General features: G+C 70.6%; 13 protein-coding genes and 1 pseudogene. 6 read left to right on the forward strand and 8 right to left on the reverse strand.

Annotated elements, in window-relative coordinates; all coding sequences use genetic code 11:
• Positions 1-413: 413 nt before the first annotated feature.
• On the reverse strand, positions 414-3,596 hold the full coding sequence (gene ileS, locus AB0903_RS24190; protein ID WP_366706054.1) for an isoleucine--tRNA ligase: 3,183 nt from the start codon (positions 3,594-3,596) through the stop codon (positions 414-416).
• Between the two features lie 396 nt (positions 3,597-3,992).
• The gene (locus tag AB0903_RS24195) at positions 3,993-4,874 is read right to left on the reverse strand and encodes a hypothetical protein (protein WP_366706056.1); all 882 of its coding nucleotides are present in this window, start codon (positions 4,872-4,874) and stop codon (positions 3,993-3,995) included.
• Between the two features lie 88 nt (positions 4,875-4,962).
• Between AB0903_RS24195 and AB0903_RS24200 the strand changes: the two genes are divergently transcribed.
• Genes AB0903_RS24200 through AB0903_RS24215 form a run of 4 tightly spaced genes read left to right on the forward strand, consistent with a single transcriptional unit; the run spans position 4,963 to position 7,688 of the window.
• Entirely contained in the window at positions 4,963-5,619 is a 657-nt protein-coding gene (locus AB0903_RS24200) for a TraR/DksA C4-type zinc finger protein (RefSeq protein ID WP_366706058.1), read from the forward strand.
• Positions 5,620-5,677: 58 nt separating this feature from the next.
• The gene (lspA, locus tag AB0903_RS24205) at positions 5,678-6,238 is read left to right on the forward strand and encodes a signal peptidase II (protein ID WP_366706060.1); all 561 of its coding nucleotides are present in this window, start codon (positions 5,678-5,680) and stop codon (positions 6,236-6,238) included.
• Positions 6,239-6,255: 17 nt separating this feature from the next.
• Positions 6,256-7,197: an RluA family pseudouridine synthase gene (locus AB0903_RS24210; RefSeq protein WP_366706062.1), complete on the forward strand. Its 942-nt coding sequence runs from the start codon at positions 6,256-6,258 to the stop codon at positions 7,195-7,197.
• Entirely contained in the window at positions 7,194-7,688 is a 495-nt protein-coding gene (locus tag AB0903_RS24215; protein WP_366706064.1) for a GNAT family N-acetyltransferase, read from the forward strand. Before AB0903_RS24210 ends, AB0903_RS24215 begins: the two co-directional genes overlap by 4 nt.
• A gap of 548 nt (positions 7,689-8,236) precedes the next feature.
• Here AB0903_RS24215 and AB0903_RS24220 read toward each other — a convergent pair.
• Positions 8,237-9,391 carry a mechanosensitive ion channel domain-containing protein gene (locus tag AB0903_RS24220; protein WP_366706066.1) on the reverse strand — a complete coding sequence of 385 codons (1,155 nt, stop codon included), beginning with the start codon at positions 9,389-9,391 and terminating at the stop codon, positions 8,237-8,239.
• Between the two features lie 45 nt (positions 9,392-9,436).
• Between AB0903_RS24220 and AB0903_RS24225 the strand changes: the two genes are divergently transcribed.
• Entirely contained in the window at positions 9,437-10,006 is a 570-nt protein-coding gene (locus tag AB0903_RS24225; protein ID WP_366706068.1) for a dienelactone hydrolase family protein, read from the forward strand.
• Positions 10,007-10,427: 421 nt separating this feature from the next.
• Here AB0903_RS24225 and AB0903_RS24230 read toward each other — a convergent pair whose 3' ends face one another.
• From AB0903_RS24230 to AB0903_RS24245, 4 genes are all read right to left on the reverse strand, one after another.
• Positions 10,428-12,074: an alkaline phosphatase D family protein gene (locus AB0903_RS24230; protein ID WP_366706070.1), complete on the reverse strand. Its 1,647-nt coding sequence runs from the start codon at positions 12,072-12,074 to the stop codon at positions 10,428-10,430.
• A 284-nt stretch (positions 12,075-12,358) separates the two neighbouring features.
• Complete coding sequence (locus AB0903_RS24235; RefSeq protein WP_366706072.1) at positions 12,359-13,129, reverse strand: thioredoxin domain-containing protein; 771 nt, start codon at positions 13,127-13,129, stop codon at positions 12,359-12,361.
• Positions 13,130-13,187: 58 nt separating this feature from the next.
• On the reverse strand, positions 13,188-13,880 hold the full coding sequence (locus AB0903_RS24240; RefSeq protein WP_366706074.1) for a hypothetical protein: 693 nt from the start codon (positions 13,878-13,880) through the stop codon (positions 13,188-13,190).
• A gap of 66 nt (positions 13,881-13,946) precedes the next feature.
• Positions 13,947-15,272, reverse strand: coding sequence for a DUF2252 domain-containing protein (locus tag AB0903_RS24245; RefSeq protein WP_366706076.1), 1,326 nt, complete (start codon positions 15,270-15,272; stop codon positions 13,947-13,949).
• Positions 15,273-15,495: 223 nt separating this feature from the next.
• On the opposite strand from AB0903_RS24245, the pseudogene AB0903_RS24250 reads away from it, so the two are divergent.
• Positions 15,496-16,716: pseudogene (locus AB0903_RS24250) on the forward strand (RNA-guided endonuclease TnpB family protein).
• 139 nt (positions 16,717-16,855) lie between these two features.
• Here AB0903_RS24250 and AB0903_RS24255 read toward each other — a convergent pair.
• Positions 16,856-18,262, reverse strand: a complete 1,407-nt coding sequence (locus AB0903_RS24255; RefSeq protein ID WP_366706078.1) for an IS1380 family transposase — start codon at positions 18,260-18,262, stop codon at positions 16,856-16,858.
• Between the last annotated feature and the right edge of the window lie 110 nt (positions 18,263-18,372).

The raw sequence follows: 18,372 nt of genomic DNA on the forward strand, positions 1-18,372 counted from the left end.
TCCCGGGCCCGGCCTTTTGTGCGGGTGAGCAGGCGTGGGCGGGTGCGCCTGCAACGTGCTGTTCCCCACCCCGGCCCCACGCCACCCCACCCCTTCCCGAAACGGGGCAGGCCCCGGGCCCCGTACGGCCTTCGGCCGTGCCCTCAATCGCCGGGCGGGCTGGATCTCGCTCCGCGAAATCCGCCTCGCCGGGGGTACCGCCCCTACGCCTGGGGGCGTGGGAGGTACCCCCGCGCCCACGGTCGCCAGACGTAGGGAAGATCGAGGCGGGGGGCCGGGGGCAGAGCCCCGGTTCGGGGCGGGGCGGGGGACAAGCCCCGCGCAGCGGTCCCGGGGAAACGACGCGGGCCCGGCCGACATCGTGATCCCCAACGGCATCGACATCGTGGCCGGGCCCGACACGCTTTTGAGCGCTACGCCTTGCGCAGGCGGAACGTCAGTGACAGTCCCTCGTCCGTGAACGGGACTCCGTACGACGCGTCCGCATCCGCGACCCCGCCCGCGAAGTCCGTCGCCAGCACCTCGTCCGCGATCAGCGACGCGTGCTCCGACAGGGCCGAGGTGACCTCGGGGTCCTCGGAGGACCAGCGCAGCGCGATGCGGTCGGCTACGTCCAGTCCGCTGTTCTTGCGCGCCTCCTGGATGAGGCGGATCGCGTCACGTGCCAGCCCCGCCCGCCGCAGTTCCGGCGTGATCTCCAGGTCGAGGGCGACCGTCGCACCCGAGTCGGAGGCAACCGACCAGCCTTCCCGCGGGGTCTCCGTGATGATGACCTCCTCCGGGGAGAGGGTCACCGTCTCGCCGTCGACCTGCACCGACGCCTCGCCGGAGCGCAGGGCCAGGGAGAGCGCGGCGGCGTCCGCGGCCGCCACGGCCTTGGCGACGTCCTGGACGCCCTTGCCGAAGCGCTTCCCGAGGGCCCGGAAGTTGGCCTTGGCCGTGGTGTCCACCAGCGAGCCGCCGACCTCCGACAGGGACGCCAGGGAGGAGACGTTCAGTTCCTCCGTGATCTGCGCCCGGAGCTCCTCGGAAAGCGAGGAGAAGCCGGTCGCGGCGACCAGCGCCCGGGAGAGCGGCTGGCGGGTCTTGACCCCCGACTCGGCACGCGTCGCACGGCCGAGCTCGACCAGGCGGCGCACCAGCGCCATCCGGGACGACAGTGTCGGGTCGATCGTGTCCAGGTCGGCGGTCGGCCACGAGGACAGGTGCACCGACTCCGGCGCGTCCGGCGTCACCGGCACGACCAGGTCCTGCCAGACCCGCTCGGTGATGAACGGGGTCAGCGGCGCCATCAGCCGGGTGACCGTCTCCACCACGTCGTGCAGGGTGCGCAGCGCCGCGGCGTCGCCCTGCCAGAACCGGCGGCGCGAGCGGCGCACGTACCAGTTCGACAGGTCGTCGACGAAAGCGGAGAGCAGCTTGCCGGCGCGCTGGGTGTCGTACGCCTCCATGGCCTGCGTGACCTGGTCGACCAGAGCGTGCAGCTCGGAGAGCAGCCAGCGGTCCAGGACCGTGCGCTCGGCCGGGGCGGGGTCCGCGGCGGAGGGGGACCAGCCCGAGGTACGGGCGTACAGGGCCTGGAAGGCCACCGTGTTCCAGTACGTCAGGAGGGTCTTGCGCACGACCTCCTGGATCGTGCCGTGACCCACGCGCCGTGCCGCCCACGGCGACCCGCCGGCCGCCATGAACCAGCGGACCGCGTCCGCGCCGTGCTGGTCCATCAACGGGATCGGCTGCAGGATGTTGCCCAGGTGCTTGGACATCTTGCGGCCGTCCTCGGCGAGGATGTGGCCGAGGCAGACCACGTTCTCGTACGACGACTTGTCGAAGACCAGCGTGCCGACGGCCATCAGCGTGTAGAACCAGCCGCGGGTCTGGTCGATCGCCTCCGAGATGAACTGCGCCGGGTAGCGCTTCTCGAAGATCTCCTTGTTCTTGTACGGGTAGCCCCACTGCGCGAACGGCATCGAACCCGAGTCGTACCAGGCGTCGATGACCTCCGGCACGCGCGCCGCGACGTGCCCGCAGCCCTCGTGCGGGCAGTCGAAGGTGACTTCGTCGATGTACGGACGGTGCGGGTCGAGGCCCGACTGGTCGGTGCCCGTCAGCTGCGACAGTTCGGCGAGCGAGCCGACGCAGGTCAGGTGGTCGTCCTCGCAGCGCCAGATCGGCAGCGGCGTGCCCCAGTAGCGGTTGCGGGACAGCGCCCAGTCGATGTTGTTGTTCAGCCAGTCGCCGAACCGGCCCTGCTTCACCGAGTCGGGGAACCAGTTGGTCGCCTCGTTCTCCGCGAGCAGCCGGTCCTTGATGGCGGTGGTGCGGATGTACCACGACGGCTGCGCGTAGTAGAGCAGGGCCGTGTGGCAGCGCCAGCAGTGCGGGTAGCTGTGCTCGTACGGGATGTGCCTGAAGAGCAGACCGCGCGTCTGGAGGTCCGCCGTCAGCGCCTCGTCGGCCTTCTTGAAGAAGACGCCGCCGACCAGTGGCACGTCCTCCTCGAAGGTGCCGTCCGGGCGGACCGGGTTGACCACCGGCAGGCCGTAGGCGCGGCAGACCTTGAGGTCGTCCTCACCGAAGGCGGGGGACTGGTGGACCAGACCCGTACCGTCCTCGGTCGTCACGTAGTCGGCGTTGACGACGAAATGGGCCGGGGACGGACCGCTGTCGCCGGTTGCCTCGCCGGCGCCCGGGAACTCGACGAGCTCGAAGGGACGCTGGTAGGTCCAGCGCTCCATCTCCGCGCCCGTGAAGGTCTCCCCGGTGGTCTCCCAGCCCTCGCCGAGCGCCTTCTCCAGCAGCGGCTCGGCGACGACCAGCTTCTCCTCGCCGTTCGTCGCCACGACGTACGTGACGTCGGGGTGCGCGGCGACCGCCGTGTTGGAGACCAGCGTCCACGGCGTCGTCGTCCACACCAGCAGTGCGGCCTCGCCCGCGAGGGGGCCGGAGGTCAGCGGGAAGCGCACGAAGACGGAGGGGTCGACGACCGTCTCGTAGCCCTGCGCCAGCTCGTGGTCGGACAGGCCGGTGCCGCAGCGCGGGCACCAGGGGGCGACGCGGTGGTCCTGGACCAGCAGGCCCTTGTTGAAGATCTCCTTCAGGGACCACCACACCGACTGGACGTAGTCCGGGTCCATGGTGCGGTACGCGTCGTCGAGGTCGACCCAGTAGCCCATGCGGGTCGTCAGCTCGGCGAACGCGTCCGTGTGCCGGGTCACCGACTCACGGCACTTGGTGTTGAACTCGGCGATGCCGTACGCCTCGATGTCCTTCTTGCCGGAGAAGCCGAGCTCCTTCTCGACGGCCAGCTCGACCGGCAGGCCGTGGCAGTCCCAGCCGGCCTTGCGGCCCACGTGGTAGCCGCGCATGGTGCGGAAGCGGGGGAAGACGTCCTTGAAGACGCGGGCCTCGATGTGGTGGGCGCCGGGCATGCCGTTCGCCGTGGGCGGGCCCTCGTAGAACACCCACTCGGGGCGGCCCTCGGACTGCTCGAGGCTCTTGGTGAAGATCTTGCTCTCGCGCCAGAAGTCGAGCACGGCGTGCTCGAGCGCGGGCAGATCGACCTGGGCCGGCACCTGACGGTACTGGGGGGGTGTCATGTACGAACTCCTCCGGCGGACAGCTTCTCTTCCGTCGGAGGGACGAGAGCGCCGATGCTGTGCGGCCGGCTCCCGCGGTACCACCCTCCTTGGCGGTGCACAAGGTCACCGCCCCCTCATTGGGGTCGCGAAGCCGGTTCTACCGGCCGCGGGAGGCTCCGCGGCTTTCTTCCGGCGGCTCCGGGGTGATGCTTCACGCCGCGCTGGCCCCCGGGCTCTCACCGTCCCCGGGTCGCTCATGGCTGCATACGACGCTACTCGTCCCCATCCACGCCTTTCGCTGCGCCCAGTGTACGGGCCCCTGCGCGGACCGGCCGACCGCATTTCGGCGGTGGCGCGGTTGACCCGAATGGCCACCCGGGTGCCGACGGGCCACGGCACGTCGTGCCGGGCGGATTACCGGGCGGGGAGCTGGGCACAACGGATGCAGGCTTGGCTTCTCGCGGCGCGGGACGGGCGGAAGCGGCGGCGTGCCCCGTTGCCGCGGGGCTGGTGTCGATTTATCGTCCCAGAACGATTCGCGAGCAAGATCACAATATGTGAAGGGGCCGCGGCCATGGTGGCGAAGAAGACCGCCGACAGGACGGCGTCAGCGCGTTCCGCCGCCGCGGGGGCGGAATCGGGGACGCCCACCTCCCATGAGCCCTCCGGGAGGACGACCCCGCCCGGGAAGCCCGCGTCCAGGTCGGCGACCGCCTCGGCGGCGACCGTCGGCGGGCGGGCCGCGAAGAAGACGGCAGGAGGCGCGGCAGCGGCGAAGACGGGAAGCGCGGGAGCGGCGAAGAAGACGGCGGCCAAGGGAGCGGCGAAGAAGACGGCGGCCAAGGGAGCGGCGAAGAAGACCGCGGCCAAGGGAGCGGGGAAGAGGGCGTCGGCCGGTGGGGCGGCGGCCAAGGAGAGCAGGGCCGTGAGGACGGCGCCCAAGGAGACCACGCCACAGAAGACCGTGGCGAAGAAGTCGACAGCCGAGAAGCCGGACGCCGCCGAGCGGACCACGGCCGCAGAGAAGACCACGGCCGCCGAAAAGAGCCCGGCGAAGAAGAGCCCGGCCACGAAGGGCACGGCGAAGAAGACGACGGAGAAGAAGAGCCCGGCCACGAAGGGCACGGCGAAGAAGACGACGGAGAAGAAGAGCCCGGCCACGAAGAGCACGGCCACGAAGGGCACGGCCACGAAGACCACGGCGAAGACCGGGGCCACGGCCTCCCGGAAGGCGAGCGCCGGCAGGAGTGCGGCCCATGGGGCGGCGGCCGACGGTGCCGAAGGGACGGCCGGCACGGAGACCACGGTCGAGGATTCCGCCGGGAGGACCGGCTCCCGGACCGGAGGCACGGCCGCCGCGGCGGCCGGGGAGCCGTCCGGTCGCGTGGCAGGCAGGACCACGGCCCGCAGGGCCGCGAAGAAGGCCGGTGCGGATGCCGATGTGGCACCCGGGCCGGTCACCAAGGAGGCCGTCGACAAGGCGGCCGCCGCGAAGAAGGCCGCGCCCGCGGCCGAGGAGGCGGCCGAGGCCGCCGAGCAGACAGGAGCCAGGACGGTGGCAGCGAAGAAGACCGCGGGTAGGGCATCAGGCGCAGGCGGGAGTGCGGTGGCGGTGCCCACGCGTACGGCGGCCACGACGCCGCCGGGTGAGCTGGCGGTACGGCCCGGTGAGGATCCGTGGACCCAGGAGGAGGTCGACGAGGCGCGCGCCGGGCTCGAGGGCGAGGCGGCGCGGCTGAACGCTGAGATCACCTCTTCCGAGGCGGCCCTCGCGGGGCTGATGCGTGACTCCGGCGACGGCGCCGGGGACGACGAGGCCGACACCGGCGCAAAGAACATCACGCGCGAGCACGAGATGGCGCTGGCGGCGAACGGCCGCGAAATGCTGGAGCAGACCGAGCGTGCGCTGCAGCGGCTCGACACTGGGACGTACGGCCTCTGCGAGAGCTGCGGCAAGCCGATCGGCAAGGCAAGGATGCAGGCGTTCCCCCGAGCCACCCTCTGTGTCGAGTGCAAGCAGAAGCAGGAACGCAGGGGCTGACCGGCGAGGGTGTGCCGTACCCTCGTCCTCAGTCAGGAACCTAGGTTGAGGGACTCACGTGGCAGAGGCGGAGCGCGTCATCGGTACGCCAGATGTTGACGACGAGGCTGCGGCGCCCGCCGAGCCGCCGAAGGGCAAGCGCAAGATCGCCGTGCTGTTCGCGGTGGCGCTCGTCGCCTATCTGCTCGACCTCGGCAGCAAGCTGCTCGTGGTGGCCAAGCTGGAGCACCACGAGCCGATCGAGATCATCGGCGACTGGCTGAAGTTCGAGGCGGTACGCAACCCGGGCGCCGCGTTCGGCATGGGTGAGGCATTCACCGTCATCTTCACCTTCATCGCGGCGACCGTGATCGTCGTGATCGTGCGTCTGGCGCGCAAGCTCTACAGCGGTCCCTGGGCGGTCGCCCTCGGTCTGCTGCTGGGCGGGGCGCTCGGCAATCTGACCGACCGGATCTTCCGGTCGCCCGGCGTCTTCGAGGGCGCGGTCGTGGACTTCATCGCGCCCGCGCACTTCGCCGTGTTCAACCTGGCCGACTCCGCGATCGTGTGCGGCGGCGTCCTTATCGTGCTGCTCTCCTTCAAGGGTCTGGACCCCGACGGGACAGTCCACAAGGACTGACAAGGCATACTCGACGGGTGAGTACGATTCCCGAGGTCCGCACCCTGCCCGTACCCGACGGCCTGGAGGGCGAGCGCGTGGACGCCGCCATCTCCCGGATGTTCGGGTTTTCCCGCACGAAGGCGGCCGAGTTGGCCGCTGCCGGAAAGGTGCAGGTCGACGGCTCGGTGGTCGGCAAGTCGGAGCGGGTGCACGGCGGTGCCTGGCTCGAAGTCGAGATGCCGCAGGCACCCGCGCCGGTGCAGATCGTGGCGGAGCCGGTCGAGGGTATGGAGATCGTCCACGACGACGACGACATCGTGGTGATCGCCAAGCCGGTCGGCGTGGCCGCGCATCCGAGCCCGGGCTGGACCGGTACCACCGTCATCGGCGGACTCGCCGCCGCCGGGTACCGCATCTCCACGTCGGGCGCCTCCGAGCGCCAGGGCATCGTGCACCGTCTGGACGTCGGCACGTCCGGGCTGATGGTCGTCGCCAAGTCGGAGCGTGCGTACACCCTGCTGAAGCAGCAGTTCCGTGACCGGGTGGTCGACAAGCGCTACCACGCGTTGGTGCAGGGCCATCCCGACCCGATGAGCGGCACCATCGACGCGCCCATCGGCCGCCACCCGAGCCTCGACTACAAGTGGGCGGTCACGGCGGAGGGCAAGCCGTCGGTGACGCACTACGACCTGATCGAGGCGTTCCGCGCCGCGTCGCTGCTCGACATCAAGCTGGAGACCGGCCGTACCCATCAGATCCGGGTGCACATGTCGGCGCACCGCCACCCCTGTGTAGGGGATCTGACCTACGGTGCGGACCCGACGATCGCCAAGCGGCTCGGCCTGACCCGGCAGTGGCTGCACGCGGTCCGTCTCGGTTTCGAGCACCCGTCGGACGGCCGGTGGGTGGAGTTCGAGAGCACCTACCCGGACGACCTCCAGCAGGCGCTGGACCGGATCGAGGCGGAGAGCGCATGACGGTGCGACCGGTGGCGTACACCGTGCGGGTCGCGGCCGGTGCCGCCGACCGGGAGGCGTGCTTCGCGGTCCGCAAGGACGTCTTCGTCGCGGAGCAGCAGGTGCCGGAGGACATCGAGTACGACGTCTACGACGCCAAGGACGCGGACACGGTCCATGTCCTCGCGGTGGGCGCCGACGGTCTCGCGCTCGGCACCGGCCGACTGCTGCACGGAGCGTCGGCGATCGGGAAGACCGGCGGCGACCTCACGGTCGGCGCGCTCGGCCGACTCGCGGTGAGAGGGGCGGCGCGCGGGCTCGGAGTGGGCGCGGCACTGGTCCGGGCGCTCGAGGACGCGGCACGCCGGCGGGGTCTCGCGGTGGTCGAGCTGCACGCGCAGACACATGCGCTGGGCTTCTACGAGCGGCTGGGGTACGAGGCGTACGGGGCGGAGTTCTTGGACGCCGGCATTCCGCATCTGGCGATGCGGCGGGTGCTCGCGGCGTCCTGACCGCAACCTGGTCGCCCTGGTCGCCCTGGTCGCCCTGGTCGCCCTGGTCGCCCTGGTCGCCCTGGTCGCCCCGGTCGCCCCGGTCGCCCCGGTCGCCCCGGTCGCCCCGGTCGCCCCGGTCGCCCCGGTCGCCCCGGTCGCCCCGGTCGCCCCGGTCGCCTGCGGCGGGCTGTTACCCTCCCCGCCCCTTCCCGAAACCGGGCTCCGCCCGGGTCCGGTAGCGCGTTGCGCGCGGCGCATTTCGGGGCTGCGCCCCGGATCCTGTGCCCGCTGGGGCCGGTCGGCCGGGCTTCGCCCCCGATCCCGTGCCGGGGCGAGCCGGGCTCCGCCCGGGTCCGGAGACGCGCTTCGCCCGTGCCTGCCGGCGGGCCGCGCTCCGCGCGGTGGCTGCACACGCCGGCCGGGCCGGTGTGCCGGGCAATTCGAGCCCCGCCGGCGATCGAGGCGCAGGGCTCGGGGCGGAGCCCCGACGAGAAGGGCGGAGGTGCGGGCCCCCGGCGGTCGAGGCGCGGGGGGCCGCCGGGGGCGGATCCCCCGACGCAGGCAGGTCAGCCGCGGCGGGTCCGGAGGGTCTCGTCCACGTCCGGGACGTAGTCGCCCGCGTTGTTGCTGTGGATCTCCTCCGCCCGCGGCGGTGCCGCCTGCTTCGGCCACTGGCCCGCAGGCGGCAGCGACGCCGCGGCCGTCGAGATCCGCGGCAGTGCATAGGGGTGCTTCTCGCTCAGCCAGGTGATCATCTGCTCACGCACCGCGCACCGCGCCGTCCAGATGTCGTTGGCGTCCTTCGCGGTCATGACCGCCCGCACCTCGATCGTGCTGGGCGTGGTGTCCGTCACGGCCAGGCTCCAGTCCCTGCCGTCCCAGGACTTGCAGTCGTGCAGGATCTCCTGGAGCTGCTCGCGCATCAGGGCGATCGGCGCCGAGTGGTCCAGTTGGAAGAAGACCGTGCCGGTCATCTGGGCGCCGCCGCGCGACCAGTTCTCGAACGGCTTGCTGGTGAAGTACGACACAGGCATGGTGATGCGGCGCTCGTCCCAGGTCCGCACCGCGAGGAACGTGAGTGTGACCTCCTCGATCACACCCCACTCGCCGTCGACGACCACGGTGTCGCCGATCCGCACCATGTCGCCGAAGGCGATCTGGAAGCCGGCGAAGAGATTGCCGAGAGTGGACTGGGCGGCGACACCGGCCACGATGCCGATGATGCCCGCGGAGGCCAGCATCGAGGCGCCGAACTTCTCCATGGCCGGGAACGTCAGCAGCATCGCCGCGACCGCCACCACCCCGACGATCGCCGTCACGATGCGCATGATCAGCGTGATCTGGGTCCGTACCCGGCGGACCCGCGCGGCGTCCTGGTTGGAGGCGGCGTAGCGGGTGTACGACGACTCGACGACGGCGGAGACGATCCGCGTCACCAGCCAGGCGCTCGCGCCGATCAGGACCAGCGACAGCACATGGCCGATGCCCGCTTCGTGCCGTTCGACGAGCGACCAGCGCGTCTCGTCGTACACCCCTCGCAGCACTGCCCCGAGAAGCACGATCTGGAACGGCAGACGGCATCTGCGGAGCATGCCCCAGAGCGGCGTCTCCGGGTGGCGTTCATCGATGCGGCGCAGCAGCCGGTCGACTGCCCAGCCGAGCGCCAGTGCCAGCACAACGGCTCCGCCGATGACGGCCAGCGGCCGCAGTACGTTCTCCATGTCTCCCTGACTCCCGGTGGCGAAGGTGGCTGGCAGGATATCCGGATGGACATCATCCTTTTCCACTCGGCCTTCGGTCGGCGCCCGGCGGTCCACGCGGCCGCGGAACGGCTGCGTGCCGCCGGGCACGAGGTTCGCGTGCCCGACCTGTTCGAAGGACAAACCGCCGAATCGGTCGAGGAGGGACGGGAGCTCAAGGAGCGCATCGGTACGGAGGAGCTGCTGCGGCGGGCGATCCAAGCTGCCGCCCCCTACTCCGACCAGGGGCTGGTGTACGCGGGGTTCTCGCTCGGCGGGGCGCTCGCGCAGAACCTGGCGCTCGGGGACGAGAAGGCGCGGGGGCTGCTGCTTCTGCACGGGACCTCCGACATCGCGGAGGGAGCGAGCGTGGACGGCCTGCCCGTACAGCTGCATGTGGCCAGCCCCGATCCCTTCGAGACCGAGGACTGGCTGAACACCTGGTACCTGCAGATGCAGCGGGCGGGCGCCGATGTGGAGGTCCACCGGTATCCCGGGGCCGGGCACCTGTTCACCGACCCGGATCTGCCGGACTATGACGAGCCGTCTGCCGAGCAGACGTGGCGTGCGGCCCTCGGGTTCCTCGAGACGCTCTGAGCCGGCCGGGCGGTGGCCGGGGCAGCGGCTTGGGGGAGGTGACGCCGCCGGGGGCGGGGAACGGGGCGAGGGCCAGGGTTCCGGCCATGATCGCCGTACCGATTGCACGGTGGTGCGGTCGGGGAGATATGCGGACGAACGCGCGCATCGCGTCGTCTCGCGGAAGGTTGGGCCCTTCTTGGCCACCGCGGGGAGATTGCGGGTGCATGTCAGATCTCGATGAGGATCGTTCAAGCCCAATCGTCCACACGTGATGGGAGACATCGGGGAGAGAGACTTTGGCCGTGTCCGGGGGCTGAGGTCCGCACACAACGAATCCAGTGACGACGACGGGTGACGTGTCCGCATTGGTGCGGAACACGCCACCCGTCGTAGCCGTGTGATCTTCTACTGACATGCCACCGTATGGCCGAAAATGGTCCTAGCGCACGGGCTGGTTCACTCGCTCGACCCTCTGCGTTCCGCTGAGGGTCCGGTAGGACCGCGACCACGACGACGTCGCGTCCTGCCGCGTCCGGTCGGAGATCGTGTAGTAGTCCATCTGGGAGCGCTCGGCGGTCACGTCCAGGACGCCGTAGCCGTGGGCGTCCATGTCCACCCACTTCACATGCCGGTTGGCGGCACGTACCGCGGCCGACGCGACCAGGGAGACGGTGCCCGGGGCGACATGGAGGAGGTCGTCCAGGTTGTCGGAGCTCACCGAGGTCACCACGAACTCCGTCGCCGCCGGGCGGGAGAGGGGGTAGGTCGCCGCCCTGACCGGGACGTCGTTCGCCCACGACATGTGGATGTCGCCGGTGAGGAAGACGGTGTTGCGGATGCCGCGCTGCGTCAGATGCGTCAGCAGCTCCTTGCGATCGTCCGTGTAGCCGTCCCACTGGTCGACGTTGACCGCCAGCCCCTCCTTGGGGAGCCCCATCAGCTCGGCTATCGGCTCCAGCAGATACGCGGGAAGGGAACCGAAGGCGACCGGCGAGATCATCACCGAGGTCCCGACCAGCTTCCAGGAGGCGTCGGAGGCCGCGAGTCCCGCCTTCAGCCAGTCCAGTTGGGCCCTGCCGGTGAGCGTGCGCTCCGGATCGTCCACGTCGCCGCTGCCGACGCTCGACTGCTGCGAGCGGAACGACCGCAGATCCAGCAGATGCAGATCGGCCAGCTTGCCGAAGCGCAGCCGGCGGTAGACCGTGCCCTCCGTGGACGCGCGGACCGGCATCCACTCGAAGTACGCCTGCTTGGCCGCCGCGACGCGGGCCGCCCACTCGCCCTCGGTGCCGGGCGTGTGGTTCTCCGCGCCGCCCGCCCACGCGTCGTTGGCCAGCTCGTGGTCGTCCCATATCGCGATCAGCGGGTGCGCGGCGTGCAGCGCCCGCAGGTCCGGGTCGGTCTTGTAGGTGGCGTGCCGCAGCCGGTAGTCGGCGAGCGTCACGATCTCGTGTCTCGGCTCGTGCTGCCGTACGCCGTACTGCTCGGCCGGATAGCCGCCGGTGGCGTACTCGTATATGTAGTCGCCGAGATGCAGGACGGCGTCGAGGTCGCCCCGCGCGGCCAGGTGGCGGTACGCGGAGAACCAGCCGGCCTCCCAGTTGGCGCAGGACACCACGCCGAACCGCACACCGGGCGTGGCCGCGTCGACGGCGGGTGCGGTGCGGGTGCGCCCGGCCGGCGAGACGGTGGGGCCCGCGGTGAAGCGGTACCAGTAGGAAGTGGCCGGGCGCAGCCCGCGGACGTCGACCTTCACGGTGTGGTCGGCGGCGGCCGTCGAGGTGGTGGTGCCGCGGGCCACCGTCCGGGCGAAGTCCTTGTCCTCGGCGACCTCCCAGACCACCTCCGTCCCGGCGCCGAGACCGGAGCCCGGCAGCGCCTCGGGGCTCGGAGTGACACGGGTCCACAGCAGGACACCGTCGGGCAGCGGGTCACCGGACGCGATGCCGTGGAGGAAGGCGGGAGCCCGGTCCGCGGCTGCGGCGGGGGAGGCGGCGGCCGCGAGGACGGGTGCGGCGACGGCGGTGGCGGCAGCGGCCTTGACGACCGTGCGGCGACTGGGAGTTGAGGAAGATCGACTGGTCACGGCCGATCACACTACTGATCAGTACGTCGAAAGGGCGGGCGAACGGAGAAAGTTCGCCCGCCCTTTCCGCACGGTCCACCGGAGCCGGCCCCGCCGACCGCCTGCCGACCGGTGGCCGGGCACTGCCCGGCCGCCTGTCGACCGGCAGCCGGGCAACTGCTCCGTAGCCGCGCGCTGAGCGGTCAGGCGGGACCCGAGGGGCCCGGAGCCGCCCGTGAACGCCCCGGGCGGGGCACCGCCCGCACGGTGCCCCGCCACGAAAGCCGCTCAGTTGCAGCCGGCCGCTACTCGACCCCGAGCTTCTGCAGCTCCGCGGGAAGGGCGCTCTGGTCGACGTCCTTGCCGTCGATGCGGATGGTCGGGGTGCCCTTGACCCCCGCATCGTTGAACTCGTCGATCATCGTCAGCGCCCACTTGTCGTAGGTGCCCTTGTCGACGGCCTCGCTGAACTTCTCGTTGCCCTTCAGGGCCTCGACGTTGTTCGCGACGTCGAGGAGATACGAGTCGTCGGCGAACTTGTCCTCGGTCTCGGCGGGGTGGTGCTTCGCGGAGTACAGGAGCCCGTGGTAGTCGGCGAACGCCTCCGGGCTGACGTTCAGGGCTGCGCCGAGCGCGCTGATGGCGTTCTTGGAGCCGCTGCCACCCATGTTGCCGTCGATGATGGCGCCGAGGTGCACCCGGAGCGTGAGCTTTCCGTCCTCGGCGGCCTTCTTCAGTTTCTCGCCGCTGGTCTGCTCGAACGCCGCGCACGCCGGGCACCGCAGGTCCTCGTAGACATCGACGGTCTTGCCCTTGCCGAGGCTGATGGTCGTCCCGTCCTTGCCGGAGTTGGCGGGCTTCACCAGAGCCTTGTCCTTGGCCGCCTCCCACTCGGTGGGCTTGTTGGCCTGCATGACGCCGTAACCTATGCCGCCGGCGATGGCCAGCACGACGACAGCCGAACCCGCGACCGTCAGCTGCCGGCGGATCTTGTCCTTCTTCGCCTGGCGTTCGCGCTCCTGGCGCAGCCGCTCGCGGGCCGCCGCCTTGTTCGCCTGGCTGTTGCGCTTGCTCATGATCATTCACTCCGTGTGGGGCGCACATAAGGGATGTGCGAGGGAAGGGGATTCCGGTTCAGGCGCAGAGCGCGACGGAACGCGGTGGTCCCCTCCGTCCCACGGAGTGCACCGGCGGCCGGGTACGCGCGGGGCGGGGCGCGTACGGCTGCGGGCGCGGCGCGCGGCGCCCGGGGCCGGGGGCGTGCGTGGCGGCGACGGCCAGCAGCATCGGCCGGAAGGCGAACGCGCCCACCGCCCGCAGCAGCCGGGCCACCGCGGACTCGCCGCGCCACAGCCAGGCCGCGGCGAGCAGACCGACACCGACATGAGCGGCCAGCAGCAGCCAGGGCTGAGCCGGGTCGGCGGTGCGCAGCACGGCGGCGAGCCCCTGATCGTCGGCGGGCAGCGCCGTACCCGGCAGCGCCGCGCCGACCTCGCCACCGCCGCAGAGTACGTCGAGACCGACCGCGCGCAGCGAACCGGAGACCGGACCGCCGGAGGGGCCGTAGCAGACGTGCTGGCCCGTGGTGAAGACCGTGTCCGCGGCCAGCTCCAGCGGGATCAGCAGCCCGGCGATGCGCCAGAACCCGCGTTCCTTGCCCGACAGCGCGAAGGCCACGGCGAACACGGCGGCGGTGAGGGCGGCGACGGTGGTCAGCGGCAGCGGGGCCCCGGACAGCAGCACATGGGAGGCGGCGGACAGCGTCACGACCAGTGCCGTGAAGATCGCTGCCCGCAGCCCCCTGAGCCGCGTCCCGGACATGTCCATCGCCATCGAGTGTGCCAGGTGTTTCTTAAGAGCCTCTTAAAGGGGTGCAGGCCGAGACCCGAGGCCCTACAGGCCCGGGATCCGGCCGTTGCGGAACAGGTCCACGAAGATCTGGTGGTCCGCCCGCGCCCTGGCCCCGTAGCCGTGCGCGAACTCCACGAGCAGTTCGCCGAAGCCCGTCTCGTCGGCGGCGATCGCCGCGTCGATGGCCCGCTCGGTGGAGAACGGCACCAGCGAGTGGCCGTTCTCGTCGTCGGCGGCGGCGTGCATGGTCGCCGTGGCCCGGCCGAGGTCGGCGACGACGGCCGCGATCTCGTCCAGCTCGTCGATGTCGGACCAGTCCAGATCCACCGCGTACGGGGAGACCTCGGCGACCAGCTGACCGGAGCCGTTCAGCTCGGTCCAGCCGAGCCACGGGTCGGCGTGGTCCTGGAGGGCGCGCTGCGAGATCACCGTGCGGTGTCCCTCGTGCTGGAAGTAGCCGCGCACCCGCGGGTCGGAGATGTGCCGGGAGACCGCGGGGGTCTGCGCCTGCTTCATGTAGATCACGACGTCGTTCTCCAGAGCGTCGCTGTTGCCCTCCAGAAGGATGTTGTACGACGGCAGGCCGGCCGAGCCGATGCCGATACCCCGCCGGCCCACGACGTCCTTGACCCGGTACGAGTCCGGGCGGGCCAGGCTGGATTCCGGCAGCGTCTCCAGATAGCCGTCGAAGGCGGCCAGCACCTTGTACCGGGTGGCCGCGTCCAGGTCGATCGCGCCGCCGCCGGAGGCGAACCGGCGCTCGAAGTCGCGGATCTCCGTCATCGAGTCCAGCAGCGAGAACCGGGTCAGCGAGCGCGCCATACGCAGCGCCCCGAGCAGCGGTCCGTCCGCCGTGTCCAGGGTGAAGGGCGGCACGTCGTCGTCCTTGGCGCCGGTCGCCAGCGCGTGGATGCGCTCGCGGTAGGCGGCCGCGCAGATCCGCACCAGCTCGGTGATCCGCTCGTCACTGAGCGCCTTGGTGTAGCCGATCAGGGCGAGAGAGGCGGCCAGCCGCTTGAGGTCCCAGGTGAACGGGCCCACGTATGCCTCGTCGAAGTCGTTGACGTTGAAGACCAGCCGGCCGCCCGCGTCCATGTACGTGCCGAAGTTCTCCGCGTGGAGATCGCCGTGGATCCACACCCGGCCCGTCCGCTCGTCCAGGTAGGGGCCGGCGTGCTGCTCCCGCTCGAGGTCCTTGTAGAAGAGGCAGGCCGTGCCCCGGTAGAAGGCGAACGCCGACGCCGCCATCTTGCGGAACTTGACCCGGAAGGCGGCCGGATCGGCGGCCAGGAGCTCGCCGAAGGCGGTGTCGAAGACGGCGAGGATCTCCTCGGCGCGCTCCTCGGCGGTGGGCTGGGGGACCGGCATCTCGGGGTGCCTCCTGGTGCATGGCGGACGGGACGGCGTCTCCGCCCCGTGCAACGTACGAAGGTACGTGGGAGTGCCCTCGCAGTGTCACTGTCTCGCCGGTGAACACCCCGTGCCGGTGTCTGGTCACCTGAAGACCAATTGAAGGCGCATAGCCGAAATCATCTGGCCGGTGAGCCGAATCCCGACCCTCGGACCCCCGAGACCACATACGGTTGATTGCATGCAGCTCTGCTACAACTACCGTGTGTATCCGGATGTCCCTCAGCGCACCGCGCCGGCCCGCGCGTTCGGCTGTGCTCGCGTGGTGTGGAACGACTGCCTGCGCGACCGGAAGGAAGCGCATTCCGCCGGGCTGCCGTATGTGACGTCGGCCGAACTCTCCCGCCTTCGTATCACCCAGGCCAAGCGAACGGAGTAACGCGCCTGGCTGGCAGATGTCTCGGCGGTCGTGCTGCAACAGTCCTTGCGGGACCTGGACACCGCTTACAAGCACTTTTTTGACACGGTCAAGGGCCGGCGCAAGGGGCCGAAGGTCTCCCCGCCCCGGTACAAGTCGAAGAAGGACACTCGGCAGTCGATTCGGCTGAACGCCAATGCCTTCCGTCTTCACGACGACGGCACCGTGTATGTGGCCAAGGTCGGCACCATCAAGGTGAAGTGGTCGCGACCCCTGCCGACCGCGCCCACTTCCCTGACCGTCACGTTGGACTCGTCCGGCCGCTACTTCATGAGTTTCGTCGTCGAGACCGAGCCGGACATCCTCCCCTCGTCGGACACGGAAGTCGGCATCGACCTCGGCCTGTCCATATTCGCCGTCCTGTCCGACGGCACGAAGATCTCCTCCCCGAAGTTCCTGCGCCGCGCCGAGAAGAAGCTCAAGCGGTTGCAGAAGGACCTTTCCCGCACGGCCAAGGGATCGAAGAACCGGGCCAAGGCCCGCATCAAGGTCGCGCGGCAGCATGCCCGAGTGGCCGATCGGCGTCGGGACTGGCACCACAAGGCACGCATCATCGGCGACAATCAAGCGGTGTATGTGGAGGACCTCGCGGTGTCCGTCCTCGGTCGCACCCGGCTGGCGAAGTCCGTGCACGACGCCGGATGGTCCACATTCGTGAACATCCTGGAGTACAAGGCGGCCAAGCACGGCCGACACTTCGGCAAGATCGGCCGCTTCGAGCCGACCTCCCAGGTGTGCTCCGCCTGCGGCGCCAACGACGGGCCCAAGCCCCTGCATGTCCGCGAATGGATGTGCAAGGAGTGTGGGGCTGTCCACGACCGCGACGACAATGCATCCAAGAACATCCTGGCGGCCGGACGGGCGGACAGGCTAAACGCCTCGCCGAGCGCAGGTAAGACCAGGACGACAGTCCCGGCGCAGCGCGTTGAAGCAGGAAGCCCCGCAGACGGTCACCAGACGGTGGCGGGAATCTTCGGCCGCTAGCCTCGCTGTTTCGCTTGGGGTGACGAGGTGACGCTGTGGGGTCGATCGAGGCGGTATCGGGCGGTGGGCATGGTGGGGACCCGGCGCGTTGGTCGGGTTCTCCAAGGTCTTTCTTGTCGTAGGTGGCCGGGGCGGCTGGTCAGTTGGCGGGGCGGGGTAGTGCGGCCAGGCGGTGGAAGGCGGCGGCGAGTTGGTGTCGCCAGGGCCAGGTTGCTGCGATCCGCAGGTGGAGGCGACGGCCGCCGCGGGTGATCCGGGCAGCGACGTGCAGGATTCGGTAGCGGAGTTTCTTGGGTTCGGCAGCCGCGAGTTCGCCGTCCAGCAGCAGGACGCGGGTCCAGGCCAGAAGGTCGATGGCCGCGAGGCTGAGTTCGAGCCAGGCGGCGTTGACGGAGAACAGGCGGGAGGGGAAGCGGCCGAAGCCGGTGGTCTTGCCGCACCGGATGTGGTCCTCGACGGTGGCGTGTCCACGGTGGCGGACCTCCAGGAACTGGGCCGAGCCGCCGCCGGAGTACGGGGTGTCGGTGAGGAAGACCTGGTGCCGCAGGCCCTCGTCACTGTCGAACAAGGAGAGCTGGGCGCCGGGGTGCGGGCGTTCGCGGCGCACGATGATGCGGGTGCCGGCCGGGTAGCCGTTCAGGTCGACCATGCCGGTCAGCTCGGCGACCTCGGCGGACTCACGCAGGGTCCCGTCGGCGTCCAGAGCGGGATGCCAGACCTGTTCGGGCAGGGCGCGGATCGCGCGGCGGACGGGTGCGGTGACCGCGTATCCGACCGAGAAACGCAGGTGAAGGCCGTTGTCGCGCAAGGCGCGGAGATGTGTGAGGAACGCCTTCGCGCTGCCCGCGCTGTCGGTGCGGACCAGGATGTCGGTGCCGTGCCGGTGGGCGTCGGGGATCTGCGCGAGGGCCTGGTCGAGCACGGTGATGTGATCGGCGGCGGTGTTGGCTCCGGCGTTGCCAGGCCGCAGCAGCCCGGACATCGCCTCGCCGGTGTTGGCCAGGAAACACAGCAGGGGGTGGAACCCGAAGCCGCCTTTGTAGGTGGGTGCGGCCTGGTCTTTCTCGGAGTGGCAGGTGACCAGCGTGGCGTCGAGGTCCAGGACCAGGCCGGGCAGTTCGCGTCCGCCGGCCTTCACTGCGGGTATCGCGGTGCGGGTCTCGGCGGCCTGCAGCCAGGCCACCTCCCGGGCTGCGGCGCGGGCCGACCGCAGGCGGTCCAGTATGCGTTCGTCGACGGCGGCCGGCAGCCGCCAAGCCGTCGGCGTGGAGGCCACCGGGCCGAACACCTCGCGCTGGTCCCGCAGAACGGCCAGATCCGCGATCGCCTCGCCGCAGTCGGCGAGCATCACTGCGAGATCGGTGGCGATCCGGCCTGGGTCATGGCCGGTGCCGCGCGGCCGAAGCGGCCGGAGCACGGTGGAATACGCCGCCGTCAGCCCGGTCGCTTCGGCGAGGTCCGCCAGCAAACGTGCTCCGGCGTGCCCGACCACCCCCGATCCGTCAGTGGACACCACAAGCCGGGGCCGCGAACCGATATCCTTCACGCAGAAAGTGCCTTCCTCTGGCGACGACAGAACCCCTAGACAAGGTCCATCGTCCCAGCTCAGGAAGGCACTTTTGCGTTTCTACCCAAACCCTCAGCCGCACCTCAACC

The sequence above is a fragment of the Streptomyces sp. NPDC048389 genome, from assembly GCF_040706335.1.
Lineage (GTDB): Bacteria > Actinomycetota > Actinomycetes > Streptomycetales > Streptomycetaceae > Streptomyces.